The organism is Iodidimonas sp. SYSU 1G8 (genome assembly GCF_039655775.1).
Taxonomy (GTDB): Bacteria; Pseudomonadota; Alphaproteobacteria; order SMXS01; family SMXS01; genus RI-34.
Genome location: NZ_JBBYXJ010000001.1, coordinates 2,284,146 through 2,308,224 on the forward strand (window position 1 = coordinate 2,284,146; position 24,079 = coordinate 2,308,224).

Sequence of the window (24,079 nt, forward strand, 5' to 3'; positions counted from 1 at the left end):
TTCTGTGATACCACCGAACCATGAGCAGCCAGTCCCTCATGATCCCGCCCCAGACGCGGGAGACCTTGCTGAACCGGACCCTGGTCCGCCTGCGCCGGGCCTGGAAGGATGTGCGCGCCGGCGCCGCGTCGCTGGTTGAAAGCGGCGATATCGGCGCCGATCTGCCCCCGGGGAAACTGGAGACGGTCCGCCGCCAGATCGCCGACTGCATCAACGGACCCGGCGGCGAGTTCGCCGCTCGCGCCCGGGCGGCCGAGCTGGGCAGGCTCTACCTCTCCTTCAACGACACCGGACGAAAGCGTTTCCTCACGCTGCTGGCGGAACGCTTCGCCACCGAGGAGCATGCGCTGAGCCTGGCGGCGGCGCTGTGGCGCGACGCCGCCACGGCGCCCGAGAGGCTGCAGGCCGAACGCGCCCTGAAAGAAGCGCTGATGCCGCCGCGCCTGCGCCTGCTGCGCCAGTTCAATGCCCTGCCCGAAGGCGTCAAGTTCCTGGTCGACCTGCGCGCCGACCTGCTCGGCATCCGCGATCCGTCGCCGCAGCTGGCGGCGCTGGACGACGATCTGCGCGAGCTGCTGGTGTCATGGTTCGATCTGGGGTTCCTCGATCTGCGCCAGATCACCTGGCAATCGCCGGCGGCACTGCTGGAGAAGCTGATCGCCTATGAGGCGGTACACGAGATCCGGTCGTGGGACGATCTGCGCAACCGCCTCGAATCGGACCGGCGCTGCTTCGCCCTGTTCCATCCGCGCATGCCCGACGAGCCGCTGGCCTTCGTCGAGGTCGCTCTGGTGAAAGGCCTGGCCGGCGACGTGCAGGTGCTGCTCGACCGCACCGCCAGGGTCGATGATGCGCCGGGCGCCGACACGGCCATCTTCTATTCCATTTCAAACACCCAGCGCGGCCTGCAGGGCGTGAGCTTCGGCGAGCATCTGATCAAGAAGGCCGCCGAGGCTCTGTCTCACGACGTGCCCCGGCTGAAGCAGTTCGCCACCCTGTCGCCCGTGCCCGGCTTTCGCCGCTGGCTGGAGCGCGTCGCGGCCGAGCACGCGGCCACGCTTTTCCAGCCCGGCGATGCCGAGCGTTTCGCCACGTTGCAATCATCGACCTTTGGCGAGATGGCGGACACCCCGGACCTGCGCGATTTCGTCCACCGCATGGCCGCCTGGTACTTCAGGCAGCGCAACCCGCAAGGCCTGCCCATCGATCCGGTCGCCCGCTTTCATCTGCGCAACGGCGCACGCCTAGAGCGTCTGAACTGGCCCGCCGACCGGTCGGCCAACGGCTGGAAGCAATCCTGGGGCCTGATGGTCAACTATCTTTATGATCTCCAGCGGGTCGAAACCAATCATGAGAGCTATGTACGCGACGGAACTGTGGTAGTGTCGCGCCCGTTGAGGGAGCTGACACAGCGAACGCACCAACTGGGGTCCTAGGGTCATTGCGGGTAAGCAACTTATCCGCCATGGCAAAATCGACGGGCCTTCGGCCTAGGTGTACTTGCTGTTTGTAAGATTCCATTGGATGTGCAAAAGTTGCACGTCCTATAGCCGTCTCTGGGAAGAGGAGTAAAATCGAATGAAAGGGATGTGGAAAATCGTTCTGCCGTCCGCAGTAATGCTGATGGCGCTTTCCGCTTGCGACCAGTCCAAGGAAGAAACCACGGTAGTCCCGGCTGAGCCGGCTGCCGAGGCCCCCGTGGAGCCGACCCCCGAAGCCGCACCGATGGAGCCCGCCGTTGAAGCTCCGGTCGAAGCCCCGGTTGACGGCACCGTGCCGCCGGCCGAAGGCGCTGCGCCTGCCGAGGAAATGAAGGAAGGCGCGCCCGCCGAGTAACGGGCAGCTTCTTGAGTTTTGGAAAGGGCTTCCGGGGCAACCCGGGGGCCCTTTTCGCTTGCACGGGAACGTCTCCATGACACAGCCGCTGCCATCCGGGGCCGTGCGCCTGACGCTGGCCGGCCTTGCCGGGCTGATCTGGATAACCCTGATCCTGCGGTTCTATCTGACCCTGTCGCTTGTCGTGGACGGGGGCGGCACGATCACCGACGCGCTCGTCGTCTACTTCAGCTACTTTACCATCCTGACCAATCTGCTGACGGCCCTGGTGCTCAGCGCCTGGGTGCTGAAGCCACATGACTCCGTCTGGCTGACGCGATCGGGCGTGCGGGCCGCCGTCGTCGTCTATATGAGCGTGGTCGGCATGGTCTATGCCCTGCTGCTTCGGGATCTGTGGGCACCGACCGGGCTGACCAAGTTCTGCGATGTCATCCTGCACGACGCCATGCCGGTGCTCTACCTGATGTGCTGGCTTGCCTGGGCGCCCAAGGGTACTCTCCGATGGCGCCACGCGGCCCTCTGGCTGTGCTATCCCGCGGCATATTTCCTGTACTCGCTGGTGCGCGGCGCGGTAACCGGCGTCTACCCCTATCCGTTCATCGATCTGTCCAAACTCGGCGCGGCCGGGGTCGCCGCCAACGCCGTCCTGCTGCTGGCGGCATTCTGGTCGCTGGGGTTGATGGTGGTCGCGATCGATCGCTGGCGCGCCCGACGCTGACGGCAAGCAGCCGGCAGCCAGAGCGACCATCCCATCGCAGGCTGCCGGCGCGCCGATCCTGTGGGACTGACTCCCATGCCGGTCGAGGCCATGGTCAGGCGGAGTTGCGAGGACGGAACCGTTCAGCAGCGACGCGGTCCCTGAGGTGCAATCCGGCGCCCTCCACCACGGATCGTGATGGGCCCTTCGCCGGGGTAGCACCGATATCCCCCTGCCATCGGACGGACGATATCCCATGCCCACGGCGCCTCGTATCCCGCGAACGCGGGAGAGCGTGCATGGCAACAGACAAACCAGGCATAAGGTTTTACCCTGTGCGCCTGCCCGCCGGGATCGGGCACTGGACGAGGTGACGAAAGGGTCTGTGGGGGTGAATTTCTGGGTTCCGAGCCGTCTGATGCTGGCCGCGCTTCTTGTCTGCGTGACCGCGTCGGCGCTCACTCTGTGGATGGCGCTCGACCAGCCCCGACTGGGCCTGGTGCTGCGTCCCGATACGGAACGCGACAGCGTGCGAATCGAGCGGGTCGATCCCCGCGGCCCGGCCAGGGACCTGACGGCACCGGCCGATCTGGTGGCGCTCGCCGGCGCGGATGGACGGCGGCTCACGCTGCGGCCCGACGATGTGGTCGAGGAGTCGGATTATTTCGACAGCTATGACCGGATCGCGGCGTTTCAGGTCCGGCAATCGGCACTGAACGACATTCTGCACCAGCCCGAACTGACGCTGGAGGCGCGCGCGCCGGACGGCACTGCGGCGACGGTCACCGTCTCCCCCGCGCCGCGCCTGCCGGTGCACCTGCCCCCGCCCTTTTGGGTGCAGCTTTTCGTCGGCGCCGGCGCCTTTCTGATCAGCGCCTGGGTCTGGGCGCTGCGGCGCGAAGACTGGGGCGCCCGCATGCTCGTGGCGGCAGGGCTTGCGATCATGCTGTCGTCCTTCTCGGCGGCCATCTACAGCACCCGCGAGCTGGCGATGGACGGCGACCTCCACCGCGTCCTGTCGGCGCTCAACCATTTGGGATCGCTCGGCTTCGGCTGCGCCATGATCGCGCTGTTCCTGCTCTATCCAAGACAACTGGTGCGCCCGGCGCTGCTGTGGCCGCTGCCCGTCATCGTCGCCACCTGGCTGGCGGCGGACATCTCGCGGCTGGCGCCGGACCCGGCGACCGGCAGCCAGCTGCCGACGCTGATCGAGATGCTGCTGATCGTGATCTGCATCGGCCTGCAATGGCGCGCGACGCGAGGCGACCCGCGCGGGCGCGCGGCGCTGCGCTGGCTGGGACTGGCGGTGATCATCGGCGCGGGCGCCTTCGTCGCCACCATCATCACACCTGTGCTGATCGGCGGGCTGCCGCCCCTATCGCAAGGCTATGCCTTCCTGTTCTTCCTGCTGATCCATGCGGGCGTCGCGCTGGGCGTCAGCCGCTACCGGCTGTTCGAGCTGGACGAATGGGCGTTCCGCATCCTGTATTATACCGGCGCCCTGCTGCTGCTGCTGGCGCTGGACGCGGCGCTGATCTTCGCGCTGCATCTGGAGCCGGGTCCGTCCTTCGGCCTGGCGCTGCTGGCCGTCGCCTTCGGCTATCTGCCGCTGCGCGACGGGCTATGGCGCTGGGCGGTGGCGCGCCGCAAGCTGGGCGAGGACGAGTTGTTCCGGTCCATCGTCGATGTCGCCTTCGCGGCCACCGAGCAGGAGCGCGCCGCCCGCTGGCGCGGCCTGCTGACCCGGCTGTTCGATCCGCTCGAAATGCTGCCCGCGCCCGAGCCGGTCGCCACGGTCGATGTGCGCCAGGAAGGGCTGGAGCTCGCCCTTCCCGCCATGGCCGACGCCCCGGCGCTGATCCTGCGCTGTCCCTGGGGCGGACGCGGCCTGTTCGGTCCGTCCCACCTGGCGCTGGCCCGGCAGCTGACGACGCTGATGGCCCGGATCGAGCAGGGCCGCGATGCCTATGACCGGGGCGCCAGCGAGGAAAGGCGCCGAATCGCCGCCGACCTGCATGACGACGTGGGCGCGCGCCTGCTGACCAGCCTGCACCGGGACGGCCTGGACGACACCCGCGAGACCCTGCGCGACGTGCTCACCGACATCCGGGCCATCGCGTCGGGACTTACCGGCGACCGCAAGCCACTGGCCGCCGTGGCCGCCGATCTGCGCCATGAAACCGGCCAGCGCCTCGACGGCGCCGGCCTCGACATGGAATGGCGCGCGAGCGGCATCGAGGATGGCGTGCTACTCGACTATCCCGTTTACCGCAACCTGATCGCCAGCCACCGCGAGATGCTCAGCAACGCCATCCGCCATGCGCGCGCCAGCCGGGTCAGCGTCGAGCTGTCCCGGGCGAACGGCATGCTGTCGCTGGTGGTTGAAGATGACGGCATCGGCCTCGATCCGGACGCCCGGCGAGGCAACGGGCTCGCCAACCTGTCCCGGCGAATCGCGGGCCTCGGCGGCGAGATCGCGTTTCCGTCCTGCGACAGCGGCACCCGGATCATGCTGAGCCTGCCGCTGGAGCAAAGCGCATGACCGCCCGCCGCGCCCTGGTGGTGGAAGATCTTGCCGCCACCCGCCACTGGCTGACCGCGCTGGTCGCCGAACTGTTCCCCGGCATGGCCATCACCGCCGTGGGCGACCTGGCCGCCGGCCTGGCCGCGGTCGAGGCGATACCGCCGGGCAGCGACGTGCTCGCGGTCGCCCTGGTCGATCTGGGGCTGCCCGATGGATCGGGCATCGACCTGATCCGTGTCCTCGCCGAACGCCATCCGCGCGCCCTGCCCATCGTCACCACCATCTATGATGATGACGGGCACCTGTTCGAGGCCATCGCCGCCGGCGCGCAGGGCTATCTGCTGAAAAGCGAGACGCCCGAAGCACTCAAGCGCACCCTGCGCCGCATCGAGCAGGGCGAGCCGCCGCTGTCGCCCTCCATCGCCCGCCGGATGATGGCGCATTTCCGCAAGCCGGCGCCGCCGGCCATGGCAGAAGTCGCGCTGACGCCGCGCGAGACAGAGGTGCTGACCTGCCTTGGCCTGGGCATGCGCATCCGGGATGCCGCGCGCGAGCTGTCGATCAGCGACCACACCGTGGGCGACCATGTGAAGGCCATCTACCGCAAGCTGAACATCGCCACCCGCGCCGAGGCCGCTGTCGAGGCGGTGCGGCGCGGCCTGGTCTGAGGGCGTGGGCCCGCTCGGCTACATCCGCAGCCATCCCTTCTCGACCATGGCGCTGTGCAACATCGTCGGCGATTTCTGCTATCTGGGCTTCGCCTTCGACTCGGATGCCGCCGTCAGCCTGCCCAAGCTGGCGGGCGCGCTGTTCACCATGCTGGCCCACACCATCCTGCTGGCGTTCGGCGACGATCAGGCGCGCACCATCGCGGGCGAAAAGGGCGCGCTGTCGGCGGCGGTCCTGAAACTCCGGGCGGGCGCGCAGCGCCTCTTGAGCCGGCTGCCCGACATCGCCGCCAAATGGGCGCGGGTGAAGCCGGTGGGCGTCTCGTTCTCGCTGCTGACGCTGAACGGCGCCGGGCTGCTGCTGGACGCCGCCGCGCACGGCACGGGAAACCTGTGGGCACACGGTTCGCAGATCGCGCTCGGCGCGCTGATCGTCGCCGGATGCGCCTGCTTTGCCGCGGCGGACTTCGTGCACGGCCAGCGCGCGGCCGACATCCTGACCAAGCTGGCCCCATCGGCGCTGACGTTGGCGTCGGCGGCGAGCTGGGTGCTGGCCGCCGCGACGCTCAATCCGTTCCTGATCGTCTCCGTGGGCGCCTTCGCCGTCTCGAACCTGGCGGGCTTCTTCACCCGCATCGACAAGAGCGGCGCGCCGCACGGCCGAGGCGATTAGCCGCCCCGGATCATGGTCAGGAATTCTTGCCGGGTCGCCGGGTCGGTCCGGAAACAGCCCAGCATGGAACTGGTCACCATGGCGACGCCGCGCTTGTTGACGCCCCGCGTCGTCATGCACTGATGCGCCGCCTCGACCACGACGGCGACACCGCGCGGGCGCAGCACGTCGTTGATCGCCTGGGCGATCTGGGAGGTCATCTTTTCCTGGATCTGCAAACGCTTGGCGTAGACATCGACCACCCGCGCCAGCTTGCTGATCCCCACCACGCGCCGCTCCGGCACGTAGGCGACATGCGCCTTGCCGATGATCTGCACCATGTGATGCTCGCAGTGACTGCCGAACTCGATGTCGCGCAGAACGACCATCTCGTCATAGCCCTCGGTTTCCTCGAAGGTGCGCTCGAGGATCTGCACCGGGTCCTGATCGTAGCCGGAAAAGAATTCATCATAGGAGCGCACCACCCGGTCGGGCGTGCCGAGCAGGCCTTCACGGTTGGGATCGTCGCCCGTATAGGCGAGCAGGGTGCGTACGGCGGCTTCCGCCTCCTCCCTGCTGGGACGCGCGGCCAGCACCGGGGCGCTTTCCACATCGAGGGAACGGGCGAGAGACGGAGGCATGGCGTTCATGAAATATCTCCTGACAAGTACTTCATCCTCTACGCAGCCACCGCGCCCACTGGATCAGTACCCGGATACCGATTGACACGCGCACGCCTCGCGCTGTTCCGCGCCGGGAAAGCGGCCTATGTCAGGTCTCACTGCATAGGGCGATCAACAGGGAACGGTGCATGACCACGACAATGGACGAAGCCGGCCTCGCGGTTCTGGTGGAGCGCTTTTATGGCAAGGTGCGGCAGGACGATCTGATCGGCCCGGTGTTCAACCGCGCCGTCGACGACTGGCCGCATCACTTCACGACGCTGACGCGCTTCTGGTCGTCGGTGATGTTCACCACCGGCCGCTACAAGGGCAATCCCGTCGCCGCGCATGTGCGCCACGCCCGCGAGATCACGCCCGTCATGTTCGAGCGCTGGCTTTCGCTGTGGGGCGAGACGACAACCGAGATGTTTTCCGCCGAAGAGGCCAAGGTGCTGCAGGAAAAGGCCGCCCGGATCGCCGAGAGCCTGAAGCTGGCCATCGGCTTTCATCTGGGCGAGCCGACGGTGACCGGCCCCCGCGCACGGCCCGCGCCCTACCGCTCCACCCCAATCTTCGACCAGGACACCCTGCCCCCCGGTCTGCGCCGCGATCACCGCACCAAGGCAGGCACATCGGGCGTGATCCGGGTGCTGGAGGGCGCGCTTACCCTGCACTTCACCGATCCGCCCCGCGCCCTCCCGCTCGAAGCCGGCCAATCCGCCACCGCCGCCCCGGGCGAAACCCACTGGATCGAGATCACCGGCCCCATGCGCATGCAGGTGGATTTCCACGACAGCGAGCCGCCCGTGTGAGCGGAAGCCGGGCCGCGAAAAGACGTAACCCAAAAAACTCCATAAACGTCAGCGCAGCACGTCCTGCAATTCTGGATGCCGGTTGAACTGCGCCTTGGCAAACGGACAGAGCGGGATGATGGCGAACACTTCGCGCCGTGCGTCATCGACTGCCTGGCGCACCAGCCGCTCGCCGATCCTCCGCCCCCGGAGGGCGTCAGGCACATCTGTATGATCGATGATGACGAGCGTTTCGCTGGCACGGCTATAGGTCATCTCCGCCTCGATACCGTCGACGACCATGTAGTAACGACCCTTGGAAGGCCCATCCTCCCGCTGGACGGCCCCGTCTGGCAGCGGCGCCGTGGATGCGGTCGACGCCGAGTCCGGCGGGCGCACAGTGGCGGGGCGGCCCAGCCCGCATTCCAGCATATCGCGATCCCACCGCCCAAGATCGGCGGCCGCCTCGTAAGTCGTTTTGAGAAAGGCCAGCAAAGCAGCATCGCCATCCTGCGCCGACTGAACTGCTTCGTACGGCAGAATGAATTCCGACAGACCTTCGTGCCAGAACGCGGCATCGGGCTGCATCGGCGCGGATCGATATCCTGCCGGGGCAGGATAGGCGTAGGCATAGAAGGCCGGATAATCGATGCCGCCACCGCCCGGCCAGAAGCCCGCGGACGAAACCTCGCGATCATAGGCTTCTTGCGCCACGTCGTCAGGTAACGCCGGAACGCCGCCGCCGTGGAGCGGCGCACGGCGTCCGGAAAATCGGGTGACGGCCATATCGAAACTGCCCCAGAACAGATGAACGGGGCTGCATTTGCCAAGAAAGGAGGTTCGGAATGTCTTGAACACCCGATCGACCGCCATCAGCGCCTGATGAAATCGCCGAACGGCCTCGCGATCATAGGGGCGGTCGCGATGATCCTCGATGAATGGCACCGGGTTCGGCACCTCGTTCGGTTGCCCGTCGAAACGGGGGGTGCCGCCGAGTTCGGCGACAAGGTGGCTCAGACCGGCGTGAAATTCCGCGACCGTCATTGGAAGCAGAGGAAACGAAGCCGTTCGACCGTCACCGCTCGTGCCAACAACCTGATGATCATGAAAGTCGAACAGGATTTCGACGCCGGGTCCATCGGGGATCAGCGAAGAAGTCAATCCCCGGGGCGTGACATAGAAAGTGGCATGCCAGGAATGATTGACCCAAGGCGTGTGCGCCAGCCGGTACTTGCCGGCCACCTGCAGATAGAGATGCAAGGCGGAACATGTATCGCGCCAACCGGGATAATCGAGGCTAGGCCAATGGTTGCTCATTTCCGCTCCTTCGCGCCCGCATGCGATTTATTGACGTCAGGGTGGCTTGTTCAGCCTGCCGGTCTGATCTGCCGAGAGCTAGTCCTGTCAGCCGCTACGCTGTGTCGCGGGAAGCCGAACGACACGTCACTCGGGCAACCGCGCGGAGTCCGCGTCTTTCGGCATGTGATCGAAGGACGCGATCAACATGTCCGTCAGGACACGGATCTTCCTCGAGCGGAACGGGCTTGGCGGACGGACGACATAGACACCTGCGGGCGGCGGCGGAAAACGCGTCAGGACGGGGACGAGCGCTCCCGAAGCGATATGATGGTTGATCAGACCATCAGGAACACGCGCAATACCCAGACCCGCGATCGCCGCGTCCACCAGGGCAACACCGTTATCGGCCTTGAAACGCCCATTGGGGCGAAGCGTGATGACTTTGTCCCCATCCATGAACTGCCAGGGCTCGGTGCCCTGCATGAGAGCTTCATGGCTGAGAAGGTCGTCCAGGGTCTCGGGAGAACCGCGCGCGTTTATATAGCTCGGACTGGCGACGCATTTTCCGAAGATCGGGCCTATCCGCTTTGCGATCAGATAGGAATCTTCCAGCGTTCCGACCCGAATCCCGCAATCGAATCCCTCCGCGATAAGATCAACGAAACGGTCCGTGTAGCAGGTATGAATGTGGAGCCTGGGATGAAGCAACGCCATCTGAGCCAGCACGGGCGCGAAATGAGTTGGTCCGAAAGAAAGCGGCGCGGCCACCCGCAAGCGGCCATGCAGGTCGCCGGCGGGAAGCATGGTCTCCCTGGCCTCGTCGATTTCCGCGAACGCCCGCGCAGCGTGGTCTCGAAACGTTTCCCCGGCTTCGGTAAGGGCAGCACCGCGGGTTGTTCTTGCCACCAGCTGGACGCCGAGCTCTTCCTCGAGGCGGACCAGGCGTCTGCTTACGATCGACTTCGACAGGTTGAGCCGACGCGCGGCGGGCGAAACGCCTCCTGCGTCGGCCACTTCCACGAAGATGCGTAACGCCTCGATATCCACTTAGCGTTCCCTGATGCGCGACACAGTATGCCACCTGAGGAAGCTACCGCATCACGCGCCGTAATGGCAACGTTTGCCGAAGTAACGCCCTGTTGGCGGGCGTCTCTCACAATCATCTGGCTTGCTAGAATCGGAGCATTGTCATGGCATTACGCAATGGGCTCAGTTCGCTTCTTCGTCCCGAGGATTCGGTGCTCGTTCTCATCGACCACCAACCCTATCAGCTTGCAAACTTGAACAGCCACGACCCGCAGGCCGTGGTCAACAACACCACGGCCCTCGCCAAGGTCGCGAAGGTGTTCGGGGTGCCCACCATTCTCACCAGCGTGATCGCTGCCCGTGGCGGCGTCATCTTCCCACATATCACCGAGGTCTTTCCGGAACAGGAAGTGATCGATCGAACCTTCATCAACACCTGGCAGGACGAGAAGGTCGTCGACGCGGTGAAGGCAACCGGACGCAAGCAGCTCATTATCGCCGGCCTCTGGACCGAGATCTGCGTCGCCATGCCCGCGATCCAGGCGGCGGGCGAGGGCTGGGACGTGACGGTCATTACGGATGCGTCGGGAGGCACGTCCGTCGAGGCGCATGAAGTGGCTATTCAGCGCATGATCGCGGCCGGCATCAACATGATGACCTGGCTGGCCCTGGCATCCGAATGGCAGCGCGACTGGGCGCGCGGCGAAACCGCGACCGATCTGAACGATGCCCTCAAATATCACATCGGCGGCAGCGCTATTGCCTATCTGTGGGAGCAGCAGCTGCTCAACACGCCGGTGCCGGCTGCGGCGGGCTGATTCGCGCATAGTCGGCCGACCCGCTGGCATTCATCGAGGCGTGATCCGCGCCGATCAGGAGGGAGCAGCATGATTGAAATGGTCATAGAGCAGCGCCGCCGGGACCTTGGCGGCGGCCTGGCCGTCGGGCGCGTCCTGCCATTCATGAGGCGACGCATGGTCGGCCCGTTCATATTCTTCGACCATATGGGGCCGATGGACCTCGCTCCCGGCATCGACCGCACCGTCGACGTCCGGCCGCATCCGCATATCGGTCTGTCGACCGTGACCTATCTGTTCGCCGGCGAGATCATGCATCGCGACAGCCTCGGCTATGCGCAGCCGGTCCGGCCAAAGCAGGTCAACTGGATGACCGCGGGCAGCGGCATCACGCACAGCGAGCGCTTCGAGCGCGCGCGGGCGGAGGGCGACCATGTTCACGGGATCCAGGCATGGGTCGCCTTGCCGGAGGGGATGGAGGAAACCTCGCCGTCCTTCTCCCATCATTCCGGCGGCGACCTGCCGCAATGGAATGACGCGGGCGTAACCGGCCATCTCATCGCAGGCACTGCTTATGGGCTGACGGCCGGCGCCAAGACGGACTCGCCGCTGTTCTATGCGCATCTCGATGTGGCGCCCGGCGCAACCGCGGAAATTCCGGGCGGATACAAGGAGCGAGCCCTCTATATCGCGACGGGCGCCGTGGAGGCGGACGGCGAACGCCACGAGGCCGGCCGCCTGCTGGTGCTCGGTGCCGGCGCCTCGCACGTGCGGGCGGTGGACGCCGCGACGATCATGGTTCTCGGCGGCGAACCAGTCGGCGAGCGCTTCCTCTACTGGAACTTCGTGTCATCTTCGAAGGACAGGCTCGCCCAGGCGGCGACGGACTGGAAGGCGGGTCGGATGAAACTGCCGGACGCCGATGACGCGGAGTTTATCCCGCTGCCCGACGACCCGGCGCCGCCGGCGCCGGCCATGTCCTGAAGGCCAACCGGTTGCCACGGCCCATGGCATCCCTCCCTATGGTTCGATGAATTTCATCAGGCCGCCTAGACAAAGGAACGTCATGACCAGCACCATGAAAGCGATCGTCCTCAGCAAATTCGGTGGCTTCGATGCTTTCGAGATGCGCGATGTTGCCGTTCCGGCCGTCGGCCCGCGGCAGGTTCGCGTGCGGGTTCACGCCTCCGCCATCAATCCGCTCGACTATCAGATCCGACGCGGCGACTACGCCGACCACGTACCCCTCCCCGCCATCATCGGTCACGACGTTTCCGGCGTCGTGGAGGAAAAAGGGGCGAATGTGAGCGAGTTCGACATAGGCGACGAGGTCTACTACACACCAAGGATATTCGATGGCCCGGGTTCGTACGCCGAACAGCACGTTGCCGATGTCGATCTTGTCGCCCGCAAACCTCGCAACATTACCCATTTGGAGGCCGCCAGCCTGACACTGGTCGGGGGGACGGTCTGGGAGGCCTTGGTAACCCGCGCCCAGCTTGCCGTTCACGAGACAATTCTCATCCATGGCGGTGCCGGCGGCGTGGGCACGGTGGCCATCCAGCTTGCCAGGGCGATGGGAGCGCGGGTGATCACGACGGCACGCCGCAGTAATCACGAGTTCGTGCGCTCGCTCGGCGCGGACGAGGTCATTGATCACACCTCCGAAGACTATGTCCCGGTCGTGGGCGAACTGACGCGCGGGCAAGGGGTGAACGTCGTATTCGATACGGTCGGCGGCGACACCCTGACCAGAAGCGCGCTGGCCCTCGCGGACGGCGGACGGCTGGTCAGCATCGTTGACATCGCACAGCCGCAGAACCTGATCGAAGCATGGGGAAGGAACGCCGCCTACCATTTCGTGTTCACCCGTCAGAATCGAGGCAAGCTCGACGCGCTGACAAGTCTTGTCGAACGAGGCCTGATCAAGCCGGTGATTGGCGCGGTGCTTCCTCTGGCTCGCATCGGCGAAGCGCATGAACTGCTCGAAGGCGGCAGCTCCCGTGGACTTCGGGGCAAGGTGGTGATCGACGTCGCGGGCCAGACTGTCGAGCTTCCCGCGGGATGATCAATCCATCGATGCGCTGCCGGGATATTCCCGCGACACCATCCCTTCGGGAAGGCCTGGCAAGGCAGGGAACGGCGGCAATCGCGGACTGATATCCTGAAGCACACCGATTCCACGTTAGGCCCATCGTAAGGCCTGGTGGCGCCTCAAATGCCGCCGGGAAAACCACGCCAGTTCCGATAGAGCCGCCGTTTTCGTCCGTGCCAGGATTTGTAATGGCGCGCCCGGAGAGATTCGAACTCCCGACCCCCAGATTCGTAGTCTGGTGCTCTATCCAGCTGAGCTACGGGCGCCAAGCGAAGGGAGTGCCTTCGCGGGTCATCAGGCGGCGGAACCTACTCAAATCGATCCGGCATTGCAAGCCGCATGACACGCTTTGTTGCGATTGATCGTCGCGCCCCTTGCGGCCGCCTTCATGGCCGCTGACATCCTGGAGAGGAAAACAGGGACATACCCATCATGCGGGCGGGAAAGCTTGTGGCGGCAGGGCCGAATGCCTAAGATCGCCGGCATCGTCAATTATCCCCAAGCCGTGTCCATGCCCGCTCCGATGAGCCGCTGCCTGGTGGTTCTGTCCACCCTGTTTCTCGCGAACTGCTCGTCCCAGGATGTGGCATGGCCCAATCTGGCGGATGTCCCGCCGGTTCTGAAGACCGATGCGGCCGCGACGGCCACGCCGCCCGCGCCGCCGACGCCGAGCGTCGCGCAGGCCGACGGCGTCCTGGACAAGGCAAGCACCGGCACCGCCGCGCTCGCCTCGCGCCTGGCGCAGCACGAAAGCCGGCTGACGATGCTGAAGACCGATCTGGCCCGCCAGGCCGCCGCCGTCACCAGCGCCGTGGATGCCGGGCGCGGCGCCGATCCGGATCTGTGGGGCAAGGTGCAGGCGGATATTTCCGGGCTGAACCAGGACATCGACACGCTGCGCGAGGTGCGCGCCGACGTGGCCGACGACGCGGCGGCCGGCGCCGGTATCGTCAGCGATCTGCGTCCCCTGACCCAGGCGCCGGACCTCGATGCCGCCAGCGCCGAGCGCACCGCCGCGGCCTCGGAGGCGATCAACGCCGTGCTGGCCCGGCTGGGCACGCTGGACCGGGAGATCACCGACTCACTCGCCGAGTACGAACGCTTGAGCGGCAGCCAGGCCGCGCGGCTGGAAGGCCCGGCCATGAGCCGCCCGGTGGTGGAGCCGGCGCCCGAGCCCGCGCCAGCGAAACGCCCGGCCCTGCGCAAGCCGCGCCCAAAGCCGCAGGCCGAAGCCGCCGCGCCGCAGGACAGCGGCGACCGGTTCAAGGGCCGCCAGCCGCTGGTGACCTTGACCTTCGACGACCCCAACCTGGATTTCGAGACACGGCTGCGCGGTCTGATCGACAAGGTCCGGGCGCAATATCCCGACATCGCCTTCGACGTGGAAAATCTGGGCGCGGCGCCCGAGCAGCTCCAGAAGGTGCGCGCCATGCTGAAATCGCTGGATATTCCGCTGGCGCTGTACAACGCGCCGGTGCCGGCGAACGGCACGCCGTCGATCAAGCTCTATCCGCGCTGATCGCGCCGCCAGTCGCGGTAGCCCGGCTTGTCGCCGAGGCTGTCCGCCTCGTAGACCGCCCGGCCGATGGCGCGGGCGAGACAATCGGCCGCCAGGGCGCCGATCCGCGCCAGCAGCAGCGGCGTCACCGCCATGGCGCGCGATCCGGTGGAGACGGCGAACACCGTGTCGCCATCGAACGGCGTGTGCGCCGGTCGAACGGCCCGGGCGATTCCATCCTGCGCCATCATGGCGACCCGCTTGAGTTGCCCCTTGCCCAGCGCCACATTGGTCGCCACCGCCGCGATCACCGTGTTGGTGACCGGCGGCGCGGCGGCGGGAAATCCCGACGGCATCGTGTCCGGCATGCACGCGGGTCCCCGCTGGCCGCCCATCTCGTCGGCCAGCTCGAACGGCCAGCTCCACAGCGCGCCGCTGCCCGGCATCACCGCCTCGCCCCAGGGGTTGGCGCCGACGATGGCGCCGACCTGAACGCCATCGGCGTCGAAGGCCGAGGCGCTGCCGAGCCCGCCCTTCAGCGATCCGGCCTTGGCGCCGACACCGGCCCCCGCATTGCCCAGGGAGAAATCCCGCGACGCGGCCTCGCAGGCGGCGCGGCCCAGCGCGGCATAGGGACTGGCCTCGCCCCACTCCTTGTCGCCGCCATTGTTCAGATCGAACAGGATGGCGGCGGGAACGACCGGAATGGCGCGCGGTCCCATCGGCAGGCCGATGCCGCGCGCCGACAGCCAGCCGGTGACGCCGTCCGCGGCGGCGAGACCGAACACCGACCCGCCGCTGAGCACCAGCGCGTGAAACGCCTCGACCAGCGTGTCCGCCGCCAGCGCCTCGGTATCGCGCGTGCCCGGGCCGCCGCCCCGGACATCGACGGCCATGGCGGCGGGCGCGCGCGGCAACAGCACCGTGGTGCCGGTGCGCGCCCGCCAGTCCTCGGCGTTGCCGACGAGCAGGCCGTCCAGATCGGTGATGAGATTGCGCGGTCCAGGCACTATCATGGCGCTACCGTACCGTCGCCCTTCCCTACCGGCAAAGGACTATCATGGCTCCGCGCTTCCTGCTGATCGGCATTCTCACCCTGTGGCCCATGGCGGCATTCGCCGAAGCCCCGGTGGAGACGCCCCGCGCGGCGGTGACGGCGTCGCGCCAGATGGTGGCGACCGCCAACCCGCACGCGACCGATGCCGGCGTCGACATCCTGCGGCGCGGCGGCTCGGCCGTGGACGCGGCCATCGCGGTGCAGATGGTGCTCACCCTGGTGGAGCCGCAATCGTCGGGCATTGGCGGCGGCGCCTTCATGCTGCTGCACGATGCCGAACAGGGCGGCCTGACCGCCTATGACGGGCGCGAGACGGCCCCGGCCAAGGTGGACGACACCCTGTTCCTGGGGCCGGACGGTCAGCCGCGCGACAAGGACGAGGCCATGCCCGGCGGTCAGTCGGCCGGCGCGCCCGGCGTGGTGCGCATGCTGGCCATGGCGCACAAGGAGCATGGCAAGCTGCCCTGGGCCGACCTGTTCCAGCCGGCCATCGCGCTGGCCCGCGACGGATTCATTGTCTCGCCGCGCCTGCAGTACCTGATTTCGACCGACAAGCACCTGAAGAAATTCCCCGCGACGCTGGCCTATTTCTTCAACGCCAAGGGCGAGGCGCTGCCAGCGGGCACCCTGCTGAAGAATCCGGCGCTGGCGGACACGCTGGAGCGCATCGCGCGCGATCCCGAGGCGTTCTACACAGGTGAGATCGCCGCCGACATCGCCCGCGCCGTCCAGACCGCGCCGATCAATCCGGGCACGCTGAGCGAAGCGGACATCGCCAGTTACACGCCGCTGAAGCGCGAGGCGGTCTGCGCGCCCTACCGCGTCTGGAATATCTGCAGCATGTCGCCGCCCTCGTCCGGCGGCATCGCGGTGATCCAGATCGTGCGGCTGCTGGAGGACCTGAACATCGCGGGCGCCAAGCCGGCCAGCCCGGAGGCGATCAACCTGTTCGTCGAAGCGTCGCGCCTCGCCTATGCCGACCGCGCCAAATGGCTGGGCGATCCGGATTTCGTCGCCGTGCCGGTCGCCGGCCTGCTCGACGACAACTATCTGACGGCGCGCAGCGCGCTGATCGCGCCCGGCACGGTGATGGAGGATGCGCCCGCCGGCGATCCGCCCGGCGCGCCGCAGGCATTTCGTTCGATCGAGCCGGGGGAAATCCCCGCGACCACCCATTATTCCATCGTCGATCAATGGGGAAACACGGTCGCCATGACGTCCAGCGTGGAAGCGGCTTTCGGCAACCGGATCCTGGTGCGTGGCTTCCTGCTGAACAACCAGCTCACCGATTTCAGCTTCGCGCCCATGGATGGCGGCGCGCCGGCGGCGAACCGGGTCGAGCCCGGCAAGCGGCCGCTCAGTTCCATGTCGCCGACCATCGTGTTCGACGCTGAAGATCGTCCGGTGCTGACGATCGGATCGCCGGGCGGACCGCTGATCATCGGCTTCGTCGCCAAGACGCTGATCGGGGTGCTGGACTGGAACCTGTCCGTGCAAGACGCCATCGAGCTGCCCAATCTGGCCTTCTTCAACGGCAAGCTGTTTCTGGAACGCGGCAGCGCCGCGCTGGCCGCCGTCCCGCGGCTGACGGCCATGGGCTACGCGCCGCAGGAAGCACCATTGGTCAGCGGCCTGCACGGCATCGCGATCCGCTATGGCGCGGACGGCGGTCGGACCCTGGAAGGCGGCGCCGATCCGCGCCGAGAAGGCACCGCGGCGGGCGACTAGAGCGCCGCCAGCACCTCGGCGGCAAGGGCGCGGATTTCGTCGGCGGCGACACTGGAAGGCTGTGATTCGGTCACGCCCTTGCCGTCCAGCAGGCTGGCCGCGAACGCCATCCGGTTGCCGAGAGCGGCATCGGCCAGCGGCACGTTCTCCTTGGTCAGCGACACGCGCAGTTCATCGGCCATCTTGCCGCGCGGCGGCACCCGGTTCAGCACCAGCAGAACGCGGGACTTCTCGCGCTCGGCCATCTGCAGGGTGGTGCGCATGGCCCACATATCCATGGGGCTGAGCTGGACCGGGACGATCACCAGGTCCGCCTCGCGGATGGCCAGACGAGCCGCCGTTTCCGCATGGGGCGGACTGTCGATCAGGATGATGTCGGCCTCGCCTTTTGCCCGGAAGATTTCCGACGAGGCTTTCCAGCCCTCGAAACTGGCGAAGGTCAGGCCAGCGGTCTTGCCGACGAGGCGCTGGCGCATCTCGAACCACGCGGTCAGGCTTTTTTGGGGGTCGACGTCGAACAGCGCGACCTTGTGGCCCATGCCAGAAAGCGCCACGCCGAGATGCGCGGCCAGGGTGGTCTTCCCGGCGCCGCCTTTCTGCTGCGCCACGGCGACTGTCTTGGCGGCCATCAATAGTCCTTCGTCAATGATCAGGCATGAACTCTAGAAAGTTTCATGTTGCAATGCAACATGAAACTCAGACGGCATGCTGCAAGGCAACATGGCCGCTACGCGGCAGGACCAGCCGAAAGACCGTGCCGCCCGGATCCGAGCGCGCCAGGAGGATATCGCCGCCATGGGCATGCATGATCTCCTGAACATTCACCAGGCCGAGGCCCGCGCCATGCTTGTGGGTCGTGCTCTTGAACGGCTTGAACAAATTGTCGCGCGCATGGGCCGGCAGACCCGGCCCCGTATCGCACACTTCGATGACGGTTTCGGCGCCCGAATGATGGGCGCGGAGGATGATCTCGCCGAAACTGTCGCCGATCGCCTCGCCAGCGTTGCGGATCAGGTTCTGGAGAGCCCGGAACAGATGCTCCGGATCGGCCTCCACCTCCATATGCGGCGCGATATGATTGAGGAACATGGGGCTCGTCTCATCGGATAGGCCGACCGCGTGGGCGACCTCGTCCGCCAGCGGACGCAGCTCGAACAGGACGACGCGCGGCTGCAGCGCCTGGGGGCGGCCGAATTTGAGCGTATCCGAGCAGATCTCGATGGCCCGGTCGATCGCCCGCATCAGGGTGAGCGACAGGCTGCGCACGCCGGGATCGTCGCTGCGGGACAGGCGGTTCGACACCAGTCGGGCCGTCGCCAGGATGTTGCGCAGATCGTGGTTCACCTTGGCCACCGCCTCGCCCAGGCTGGCCAGCCCTTTCTGCTGGGCGAGCGCGTGACGCAGATGATCCTCCATCTCGTGCAGGACACGCTGCAAGGTGCCGATTTCGTCGCGACGGTCCGACACGGGCATCACGCGGCGCGCATCCTCGGGCGCGTCGCTGAAGCGCACCATGTTGGCCGCCAGCTCCTGCATGGGCCGAACGAACAGGCGGAACAGGCTGATGTAGATAAGGCCGGCGGTGAACAGCGAGATCAGCAGCGACAGCAACAGCAGGCCGCGGGCATGAGCCAGCATGGCCGTTCTGAGCGGCGCCTCGTCGACCATGATCGAGACATACTCGCCGCCGTTCTGTTTGGCCGGCGCGATTACCCGAACCGTGCCGGCCGATCCCGACACCATGGTCCGCCAGGCATCCCGCGCCAGCAACAGCGGCACGGATCCGCGCAAATCATAGGTTCTGGCGGCCGCCAGCGGATCGTGATCGCCGAGGACGAGGCTGCGTTTATCGTCGCGGGTGAGCATGACGCCCGTTACAGAGGCATTGGCCAACAGCTCATCGCGCAGCGCCGGCGAGACCGCGCCATCGGGCGCGGCCTCGAGCGCGAGGCTCGCCAGCTGCGCCGCCGCCAGGCGTTCCTCGAGCCACGTGATCCGGAATTGCGCCACCGACGGCACGAGGATCATCACCTCGGCCAGCATGACGAATGAAATGGTCAGCACCAACAGCCGTGCCGACAGACTGTTAAACATGCGGAGCTCCCATAGCTTCGCTATCCCCCTCGACTTGTTATACGACAACAGACTTTCCCTGGGATCATGCAATTGCATGAAATGCTGGAAATGCGTCGCCGCGGCATGGAAGCCGGGCCCACCCGGGAATTGACTCGGCTCGGGGCAGCGCTTATACAGCCCGCTTCCAATTCGGCACCGGCCGACGAACGGAGATGACATGAAACGTACTTATCAACCTTCCAAGCTGGTCCGCGCCCGTCGGCACGGTTTCCGCGCCCGCATGGCCACCGTCGGCGGCCGTCTTGTCCTGAAGGCGCGCCGCGCCCGCGGACGCAAGCGTCTTTCCGCTTAAGCCGCCCGGCCGGCCCGTATCGCCGGCCTTTTCGGGATGGCTGAAACGCACGAGAATATCGTCCCGCTGGACCGCCTGAGGCGGCGGGGCGATTTTCTGCGCGTGGCGCGGGTGGGCACCAAATGGGTCGCGCCCGGCCTGATCCTGCAGGCCGCCACGCGCCAGAATGCCGAGCCCGGCGGTCCGATCCGCATCGGCTTCACCGTCAGCCGCAAGGTCGGCGGCTCGGTCGAGCGCAACAGGGCGCGCCGCCGCCTGCGCGAGGCCGCGCGGCTGGTGATCCCGGCCAAGGGACGCCCGGCTATTGATTATGTGCTGATTGGCAGGCATACAACGCTGTCGCGCCCATGGGCCGACCTGATCCACGACCTCGAAACCGCCCTGAGCCGCATCCGGATCGACGAGACCGCACGATGAGAACGGCCTTAAGCTTCCTGCTGGCGCTGCCGATCAGGTTCTACCGGTATCTGATCTCGCCCATGCTGCCGCCAAGCTGCCGGTATTCACCTACCTGTTCCGCCTATGCGCTCGAGGCACTGAAAATTCACGGACCTTTCAAGGGATCCTGGCTTACCCTGCGCCGCCTGGCGCGCTGCCATCCCTGGGGCGGCCATGGTCACGACCCCGTCCCCGCCGCACCGTGCCGCGGTCACCCTCCGTCCAACGCGCCAACCGGGAGCCAGCCGAGCTGATGCAGTCCGAAGACACCCGCAATCTCGTGCTCGCCATCGCCATCGTCCTCGCCATGATGATCGGCTACGAGCTGCTGTTCGCCAAACAGGTCGCGCCGCAACCCGACGCGCGCACCCAGCAGAACATCGAGGCCGGCACCGGCCAGCCGGCCCAGCCTGGCGCCGCCCCCGCGCCCGGCACGGCCGCGACACCCGGCACGCCCGATCTGAGCGTGCGCGAGGACCGCGCCACCGCGCTCAGCAGCGCGCCGCGCATCGCCATCAAGACGCCGCGCCTGAGCGGCTCGCTGCGTCTCAAGGGCGGCCGCATCGACGATCTGACCCTGCTGGGCTACCGTCAGACGGTGGAGAAGGATTCGCCGGACGTGGTGCTGCTGTCGCCCGGCCGCACGGAACACCCATATTTCGTCGATTTCCTCTGGCTCGACGCCGCCGGCCGCCCCGGCACGGCGCTGCCGAGTCCTGAGACAGAATGGCAGACCACGGCAACCACGCTGTCCCCGGGTAAGCCGGCGGTGCTGACATGGGACAACGGCCAAGGCCTGCTCTTCACCCGCACCTACAGCATCGACGAACACTACCTGATCACCGTCGATGAAGCCGTCGAGAACACGACCGGCGAGCCGGTCAGCCTGAAGCATTACGCGCTGGTCGACCGCGTGGGTATTCCGGAAAGCGCCCATTCCGCGCTGATCCACGAAGGCCCCATGGGCGTTCTGGCCAAGGACACGGGCGACAGCTCGCGCGACCTCAAGAACGACATCACCTACAAGAGCCTGAAGGAAGACGCGCTCGACGAGAACCGCACGTCGTCGCAGACCAGCTATGGCGGCACCACGGGCGGCTGGCTGGGCATCGCCGACAAATACTGGCTCGTCGCCCTGGTCCCGGACAACGCCGCGCCGTTCACCGGCACCTTCGCCTACAGCCTGGTCAATGGCAGGGACGTCTATCGCAGCGCCGCGGATTCCGCGGCGCGCACCGTGCCCGCGGGCGGCAAGATCGCCACCAAGACCCGGGTGTTCGCCGGCGCCAAGGAAAGCCGCCTGCTCGAGGCGTATGAGAACGAACAGGGCATCACCCTGTTCGACCGCGCCATCGACTGGGGCTGGATGCCCTTCCTGGCCAAGCCGGTCTTCTGGCTGCTGGAATGGCTGAAGACCTTCCTGGGCAATTTCGGCCTGGCGATCCTGGCGATCACGGTCCTGATCAAGCTGGCCTTCTTCACCCTGGCCAACAAGTCCTACATCGCCATGGGCAAGATGCGCAAGCTGACCCCCAAGATCACGGCCTTGCGCGAGCGCTACAAGGACGATCCGACGAAGCAGCGCGAAGAGATGATGAAGCTGTACCAGACCGAGAAGGTGAATCCGGTCGCCGGCTGCCTGCCGATCCTGGTGCAGATTCCGGTCTTCATCGCGCTTTACCAGGTGCTGATGGCCTCCATCGAGATGCGGCACGCGCCGTTCTATGGCTGGGTCAAGGACATGTCGGCGCACGATCCGCTGCTGGTCACCAACCTGTTTGGCCTCATTCCATGGACGCCGCCCAGCTTCCTCGCCATCGGCATCTGGACGCTGATCATGGGCGCGACCATGTACATCCAGCAGCAGCTGAACCCGCCGCCGCCGGATCCGATCCAGGCCAAGGTGTTCCAGTTCCTGCCGCTGCTGTTCATTTTCATGTTCGCCAGCTTCCCCGTGGGCCTGGTGATCTACTGGACCTGGAACAACATCCTCACCATCGCCCAGCAATGGGTGATCATGAAGCGCCACGGCGCGTTCAACGACTGACGTGGACACGATCGGCGACATCAGCGACGAGGAACGCCTGGAGCGGGGACGCCTGTTCTTCGCCCAGGAATGCACCTTCATGCTCGGCGTGGCTGGCCTGGGCCAGTTGCCCACGCCCGGCCCCATCGAAATCGCCTTCGCGGGGCGCTCGAACGTGGGCAAGTCCAGCCTGCTGAACGCGCTCACCGGGCGCAAGGATCTGGCGCGCACGTCGAACACGCCGGGCCGCACCCAGCAGCTGAACTATTTCAGCATCCAGCATCCGCGCTACGGGTCGCTGTATCTGGTCGACCTGCCCGGCTATGGCTATGCCAAGGTGCCCAAGCCGCAGGTCGACGCCTGGATCCGGCTGCTGAAATCCTATCTGCGCGGTCGCCAGACACTGCGCCGCGCCATGCTGCTGATCGATTCGCGCCACGGCATCCTCGCCGCCGACCGCGAGATCATGACCATGCTGGACGACGCGGCCGTGTCCTATCAGGTGGTGCTGACCAAGATCGACAAGGCCAAGGGCGACCGGGCCGCGCTGATCGACCGCACGGAAACCGAAGCGCGCAAGCATGTCGCCGCCTTTCCCGAACTGGTGGTGACCAGCAGCGAGACCGGCGAAGGGATCCCCGAGCTGCGCGCCATTCTCGCCGGGCTGGCCGAATAGCGGCCACTTCCGTCGCCTCCGGCAATCGGCTATAAACCGCCCCGGAATCGGGAGAGAACCATGTCGCAAATGCCCGCCGGATACAGCGAATTGCTGACCGCCACGACCCTGTCCGAGGCGCTGCCCTTCATGCGCAAATATGCGGGCGCGACCATCGTCATAAAGTATGGCGGCCACGCCATGGGCGATCGCACGCTGGCCGACGAGTTCGCCCGCGACATCGTGCTGATGAAGCAGGTGGGCATCAATCCCGTCGTGGTGCATGGCGGCGGCCCGCAGATCAAGCAGATGATGGACCGCCTGCGCATCGAGAGCGAGTTCGTCGATGGCCTGCGCGTGACCGACGCGGCGACCATGGAAATCGTCGAGATGGTCCTGTCGGGCCGGATCAACAAGGAGATCGTCGCCGCCATCAACCGGGCCGGCGGCAGCGCCGTGGGCCTGTCGGGCCGCGACTGCGACCTGCTGCGCGCGCGCAAGGTCACCCGCACCAAGCGCGACCCGGACAGCAACATCGAGCGCGTGCTCGACATGGGCTATGTGGGCGAGCCGGAATCGGTCAATCCGCACGTGCTCGACGTGCTGGCCCGCTCCGACCTCATCCCCGTCATCGCCCCGATCGGCTATGGCGACGAGGGCGAGACCTACAATGTGAACGCCGACACCTTCGCCGGCGCCATCGCCGCCGCCGTCGGCGCCCGCCGCCTGCTGATGCTGACCGACGTCAAGGGCGTGCTGAACAAGGCCGGCGAGCTGATGACCAACCTGTCGCCCGCCGACGTCAATGGCCTGATCGGCGACGGCACGGTGAGCGGCGGCATGATCCCCAAGGTCGAGACCTGCCTGAACGCCGTCCTCGGCGGCGTGGACGCGGCCGTCATCCTGGACGGACGGGTATCCCACGCGGTGCTGCTCGAGCTATTCACCGCCCACGGCGCCGGCACGCTGATCGGCAAGAGCTGACGCCGCACCGCCCGCAACGACGCACCGTGCAACAATCCCCGCGCCGCGTGGCAGCGGGGTTTACACGGGGTGCGGCTTTCCCTATTCTCCGCCGCGATCGAGACACCGGCACCCGTAGCTCAGCTGGATAGAGTGCTGCCCTCCGAAGGCAGAGGTCACAGGTTCGAATCCTGTCGGGTGCGCCATTTTTCCAGTGACGCTGGAAATTGGTCTACGCA

Annotated in this window: 24 protein-coding genes and 2 tRNA genes; 19 read left to right on the top strand and 7 right to left on the bottom strand. The window is 66.6% G+C overall.

Annotated features, from left to right (window positions below; genetic code table 11):
- The first annotated feature begins 20 nt into the window (after window positions 1-20).
- The 6 genes from WJU17_RS10760 to WJU17_RS10785 all read left to right on the top strand — a co-directional run bounded on the left by WJU17_RS10760 (window position 21) and on the right by WJU17_RS10785 (window position 6,398).
- Window positions 21-1,436 carry a malonyl-CoA decarboxylase gene (locus tag WJU17_RS10760; protein WP_346327328.1) on the top strand — a complete coding sequence of 472 codons (1,416 nt, stop codon included), beginning with the start codon at window positions 21-23 and terminating at the stop codon, window positions 1,434-1,436.
- Window positions 1,437-1,578: 142 nt separating this feature from the next.
- Window positions 1,579-1,836 (top strand): hypothetical protein, encoded by a 258-nt coding sequence (locus WJU17_RS10765; RefSeq protein WP_346327329.1) that lies wholly within the window; start codon window positions 1,579-1,581, stop codon window positions 1,834-1,836.
- Window positions 1,837-1,912: 76 nt separating this feature from the next.
- The gene (locus WJU17_RS10770; RefSeq protein ID WP_346327330.1) at window positions 1,913-2,554 is read left to right on the top strand and encodes a Pr6Pr family membrane protein; all 642 of its coding nucleotides are present in this window, start codon (window positions 1,913-1,915) and stop codon (window positions 2,552-2,554) included.
- A gap of 370 nt (window positions 2,555-2,924) precedes the next feature.
- Entirely contained in the window at window positions 2,925-5,075 is a 2,151-nt protein-coding gene (locus WJU17_RS10775; RefSeq protein WP_346327331.1) for an ATP-binding protein, read from the top strand.
- The gene (locus WJU17_RS10780; RefSeq protein ID WP_346327332.1) at window positions 5,072-5,725 is read left to right on the top strand and encodes a response regulator transcription factor; all 654 of its coding nucleotides are present in this window, start codon (window positions 5,072-5,074) and stop codon (window positions 5,723-5,725) included. The genes WJU17_RS10775 and WJU17_RS10780 overlap by 4 nt, the downstream gene beginning before the upstream one ends.
- A 4-nt stretch (window positions 5,726-5,729) precedes the next feature.
- Window positions 5,730-6,398, top strand: a complete 669-nt coding sequence (locus WJU17_RS10785) for a hypothetical protein (protein WP_346327333.1) — start codon at window positions 5,730-5,732, stop codon at window positions 6,396-6,398.
- Here the strand turns inward: WJU17_RS10785 and folE are convergent.
- Window positions 6,395-7,018 carry a GTP cyclohydrolase I FolE gene (folE, locus tag WJU17_RS10790; RefSeq protein ID WP_346327433.1) on the bottom strand — a complete coding sequence of 208 codons (624 nt, stop codon included), beginning with the start codon at window positions 7,016-7,018 and terminating at the stop codon, window positions 6,395-6,397. The genes WJU17_RS10785 and folE overlap by 4 nt on opposite strands.
- Window positions 7,019-7,188: 170 nt before the next feature.
- On the opposite strand from folE, the gene WJU17_RS10795 reads away from it, so the two are divergent.
- Complete coding sequence (locus tag WJU17_RS10795) at window positions 7,189-7,851, top strand: DUF1971 domain-containing protein (protein ID WP_346327334.1); 663 nt, start codon at window positions 7,189-7,191, stop codon at window positions 7,849-7,851.
- A gap of 48 nt (window positions 7,852-7,899) precedes the next feature.
- Here WJU17_RS10795 and WJU17_RS10800 read toward each other — a convergent pair whose 3' ends face one another.
- On the bottom strand, window positions 7,900-9,147 hold the full coding sequence (locus tag WJU17_RS10800) for a DUF5996 family protein (protein WP_346327335.1): 1,248 nt from the start codon (window positions 9,145-9,147) through the stop codon (window positions 7,900-7,902).
- Window positions 9,148-9,273: 126 nt separating this feature from the next.
- Entirely contained in the window at window positions 9,274-10,176 is a 903-nt protein-coding gene (locus WJU17_RS10805) for a LysR family transcriptional regulator (protein WP_346327336.1), read from the bottom strand.
- A 143-nt stretch (window positions 10,177-10,319) separates the two neighbouring features.
- Here WJU17_RS10805 and WJU17_RS10810 point away from each other — a divergent pair, with 143 nt between their 5' ends.
- From WJU17_RS10810 to WJU17_RS10820, 3 genes are all read left to right on the top strand, one after another.
- On the top strand, window positions 10,320-10,973 hold the full coding sequence (locus WJU17_RS10810) for a hydrolase (protein ID WP_346327337.1): 654 nt from the start codon (window positions 10,320-10,322) through the stop codon (window positions 10,971-10,973).
- A gap of 69 nt (window positions 10,974-11,042) precedes the next feature.
- The gene (locus WJU17_RS10815) at window positions 11,043-11,936 is read left to right on the top strand and encodes a pirin family protein (protein WP_346327338.1); all 894 of its coding nucleotides are present in this window, start codon (window positions 11,043-11,045) and stop codon (window positions 11,934-11,936) included.
- 82 nt (window positions 11,937-12,018) lie between these two features.
- The gene (locus tag WJU17_RS10820) at window positions 12,019-13,020 is read left to right on the top strand and encodes a zinc-dependent alcohol dehydrogenase family protein (protein WP_346327339.1); all 1,002 of its coding nucleotides are present in this window, start codon (window positions 12,019-12,021) and stop codon (window positions 13,018-13,020) included.
- A gap of 216 nt (window positions 13,021-13,236) precedes the next feature.
- Here the strand turns inward: WJU17_RS10820 and WJU17_RS10825 are convergent.
- Window positions 13,237-13,313, bottom strand: a tRNA-Arg gene (locus WJU17_RS10825).
- 200 nt (window positions 13,314-13,513) lie between these two features.
- Between WJU17_RS10825 and WJU17_RS10830 the strand changes: the two genes are divergently transcribed.
- Complete coding sequence (locus WJU17_RS10830) at window positions 13,514-14,566, top strand: hypothetical protein (protein WP_346327340.1); 1,053 nt, start codon at window positions 13,514-13,516, stop codon at window positions 14,564-14,566.
- Here the strand turns inward: WJU17_RS10830 and WJU17_RS10835 are convergent.
- The gene (locus WJU17_RS10835) at window positions 14,554-15,561 is read right to left on the bottom strand and encodes a P1 family peptidase (protein WP_346327341.1); all 1,008 of its coding nucleotides are present in this window, start codon (window positions 15,559-15,561) and stop codon (window positions 14,554-14,556) included. The genes WJU17_RS10830 and WJU17_RS10835 overlap by 13 nt on opposite strands.
- A gap of 44 nt (window positions 15,562-15,605) precedes the next feature.
- Here WJU17_RS10835 and ggt point away from each other — a divergent pair, with 44 nt between their 5' ends.
- A complete protein-coding gene (gene ggt, locus WJU17_RS10840) occupies window positions 15,606-17,330 on the top strand; it encodes a gamma-glutamyltransferase (protein WP_346327342.1) in 1,725 nt (574 codons plus the stop codon).
- Here the strand turns inward: ggt and parA are convergent.
- Both parA and WJU17_RS10850 read right to left on the bottom strand, forming a co-directional pair.
- Window positions 17,327-17,959, bottom strand: a complete 633-nt coding sequence (gene parA / locus WJU17_RS10845; protein ID WP_346327343.1) for a ParA family partition ATPase — start codon at window positions 17,957-17,959, stop codon at window positions 17,327-17,329. The genes ggt and parA overlap by 4 nt on opposite strands.
- A 67-nt stretch (window positions 17,960-18,026) precedes the next feature.
- Entirely contained in the window at window positions 18,027-19,424 is a 1,398-nt protein-coding gene (locus WJU17_RS10850; RefSeq protein WP_346327344.1) for a HAMP domain-containing sensor histidine kinase, read from the bottom strand.
- Between the two features lie 199 nt (window positions 19,425-19,623).
- On the opposite strand from WJU17_RS10850, the gene rpmH reads away from it, so the two are divergent.
- The 7 genes from rpmH to WJU17_RS10885 all read left to right on the top strand — a co-directional run bounded on the left by rpmH (window position 19,624) and on the right by WJU17_RS10885 (window position 24,046).
- Window positions 19,624-19,758 (top strand): 50S ribosomal protein L34, encoded by a 135-nt coding sequence (rpmH, locus tag WJU17_RS10855; protein ID WP_346327345.1) that lies wholly within the window; start codon window positions 19,624-19,626, stop codon window positions 19,756-19,758.
- A 36-nt stretch (window positions 19,759-19,794) separates the two neighbouring features.
- Window positions 19,795-20,175, top strand: a complete 381-nt coding sequence (rnpA, locus tag WJU17_RS10860) for a ribonuclease P protein component (RefSeq protein ID WP_346327346.1) — start codon at window positions 19,795-19,797, stop codon at window positions 20,173-20,175.
- Window positions 20,172-20,450: a membrane protein insertion efficiency factor YidD gene (gene yidD / locus WJU17_RS10865; protein ID WP_346327347.1), complete on the top strand. Its 279-nt coding sequence runs from the start codon at window positions 20,172-20,174 to the stop codon at window positions 20,448-20,450. Before rnpA ends, yidD begins: the two co-directional genes overlap by 4 nt.
- Window positions 20,450-22,243 carry a membrane protein insertase YidC gene (yidC, locus tag WJU17_RS10870; protein WP_346327348.1) on the top strand — a complete coding sequence of 598 codons (1,794 nt, stop codon included), beginning with the start codon at window positions 20,450-20,452 and terminating at the stop codon, window positions 22,241-22,243. The genes yidD and yidC overlap by 1 nt, the downstream gene beginning before the upstream one ends.
- Before the next feature lies 1 nt (window position 22,244).
- Window positions 22,245-22,898 (top strand): ribosome biogenesis GTP-binding protein YihA/YsxC, encoded by a 654-nt coding sequence (gene yihA / locus WJU17_RS10875; protein WP_346327349.1) that lies wholly within the window; start codon window positions 22,245-22,247, stop codon window positions 22,896-22,898.
- 60 nt (window positions 22,899-22,958) lie between these two features.
- Entirely contained in the window at window positions 22,959-23,861 is a 903-nt protein-coding gene (gene argB, locus WJU17_RS10880) for an acetylglutamate kinase (protein WP_346327350.1), read from the top strand.
- A 108-nt stretch (window positions 23,862-23,969) separates the two neighbouring features.
- Window positions 23,970-24,046: transfer RNA gene (locus tag WJU17_RS10885), tRNA-Arg, on the top strand.
- The last annotated feature ends 33 nt before the right edge of the window (window positions 24,047-24,079 follow it).

What these genes read in the sequence shown, in the direction of transcription:
- WJU17_RS10770 (WP_346327330.1), top strand. Translation starts at nt 1,913, where the DNA reads ATGACACAGCCGCTGCCATCCGGGGCCGTGCGCCTGACGCTGGCCGGC.
- WJU17_RS10800 (WP_346327335.1), bottom strand. Translation starts at nt 9,147, where the DNA reads ATGAGCAACCATTGGCCTAGCCTCGATTATCCCGGTTGGCGCGATACA.
- yidD (WP_346327347.1), top strand. Translation starts at nt 20,172, where the DNA reads ATGAGAACGGCCTTAAGCTTCCTGCTGGCGCTGCCGATCAGGTTCTAC.
- argB (WP_346327350.1), top strand. Translation starts at nt 22,959, where the DNA reads ATGTCGCAAATGCCCGCCGGATACAGCGAATTGCTGACCGCCACGACC.
- rnpA (WP_346327346.1), top strand. Translation starts at nt 19,795, where the DNA reads ATGGCTGAAACGCACGAGAATATCGTCCCGCTGGACCGCCTGAGGCGG.
- WJU17_RS10850 (WP_346327344.1), bottom strand. Translation starts at nt 19,424, where the DNA reads ATGTTTAACAGTCTGTCGGCACGGCTGTTGGTGCTGACCATTTCATTC.
- WJU17_RS10835 (WP_346327341.1), bottom strand. Translation starts at nt 15,561, where the DNA reads ATGATAGTGCCTGGACCGCGCAATCTCATCACCGATCTGGACGGCCTG.
- ggt (WP_346327342.1), top strand. Translation starts at nt 15,606, where the DNA reads ATGGCTCCGCGCTTCCTGCTGATCGGCATTCTCACCCTGTGGCCCATG.
- parA (WP_346327343.1), bottom strand. Translation starts at nt 17,959, where the DNA reads ATGGCCGCCAAGACAGTCGCCGTGGCGCAGCAGAAAGGCGGCGCCGGG.
- folE (WP_346327433.1), bottom strand. Translation starts at nt 7,018, where the DNA reads ATGCCTCCGTCTCTCGCCCGTTCCCTCGATGTGGAAAGCGCCCCGGTG.
- WJU17_RS10765 (WP_346327329.1), top strand. Translation starts at nt 1,579, where the DNA reads ATGAAAGGGATGTGGAAAATCGTTCTGCCGTCCGCAGTAATGCTGATG.
- rpmH (WP_346327345.1), top strand. Translation starts at nt 19,624, where the DNA reads ATGAAACGTACTTATCAACCTTCCAAGCTGGTCCGCGCCCGTCGGCAC.
- WJU17_RS10820 (WP_346327339.1), top strand. Translation starts at nt 12,019, where the DNA reads ATGACCAGCACCATGAAAGCGATCGTCCTCAGCAAATTCGGTGGCTTC.
- WJU17_RS10810 (WP_346327337.1), top strand. Translation starts at nt 10,320, where the DNA reads ATGGCATTACGCAATGGGCTCAGTTCGCTTCTTCGTCCCGAGGATTCG.
- WJU17_RS10795 (WP_346327334.1), top strand. Translation starts at nt 7,189, where the DNA reads ATGACCACGACAATGGACGAAGCCGGCCTCGCGGTTCTGGTGGAGCGC.
- yidC (WP_346327348.1), top strand. Translation starts at nt 20,450, where the DNA reads ATGCAGTCCGAAGACACCCGCAATCTCGTGCTCGCCATCGCCATCGTC.
- WJU17_RS10780 (WP_346327332.1), top strand. Translation starts at nt 5,072, where the DNA reads ATGACCGCCCGCCGCGCCCTGGTGGTGGAAGATCTTGCCGCCACCCGC.
- WJU17_RS10760 (WP_346327328.1), top strand. Translation starts at nt 21, where the DNA reads ATGAGCAGCCAGTCCCTCATGATCCCGCCCCAGACGCGGGAGACCTTG.
- WJU17_RS10830 (WP_346327340.1), top strand. Translation starts at nt 13,514, where the DNA reads ATGCCTAAGATCGCCGGCATCGTCAATTATCCCCAAGCCGTGTCCATG.
- WJU17_RS10815 (WP_346327338.1), top strand. Translation starts at nt 11,043, where the DNA reads ATGATTGAAATGGTCATAGAGCAGCGCCGCCGGGACCTTGGCGGCGGC.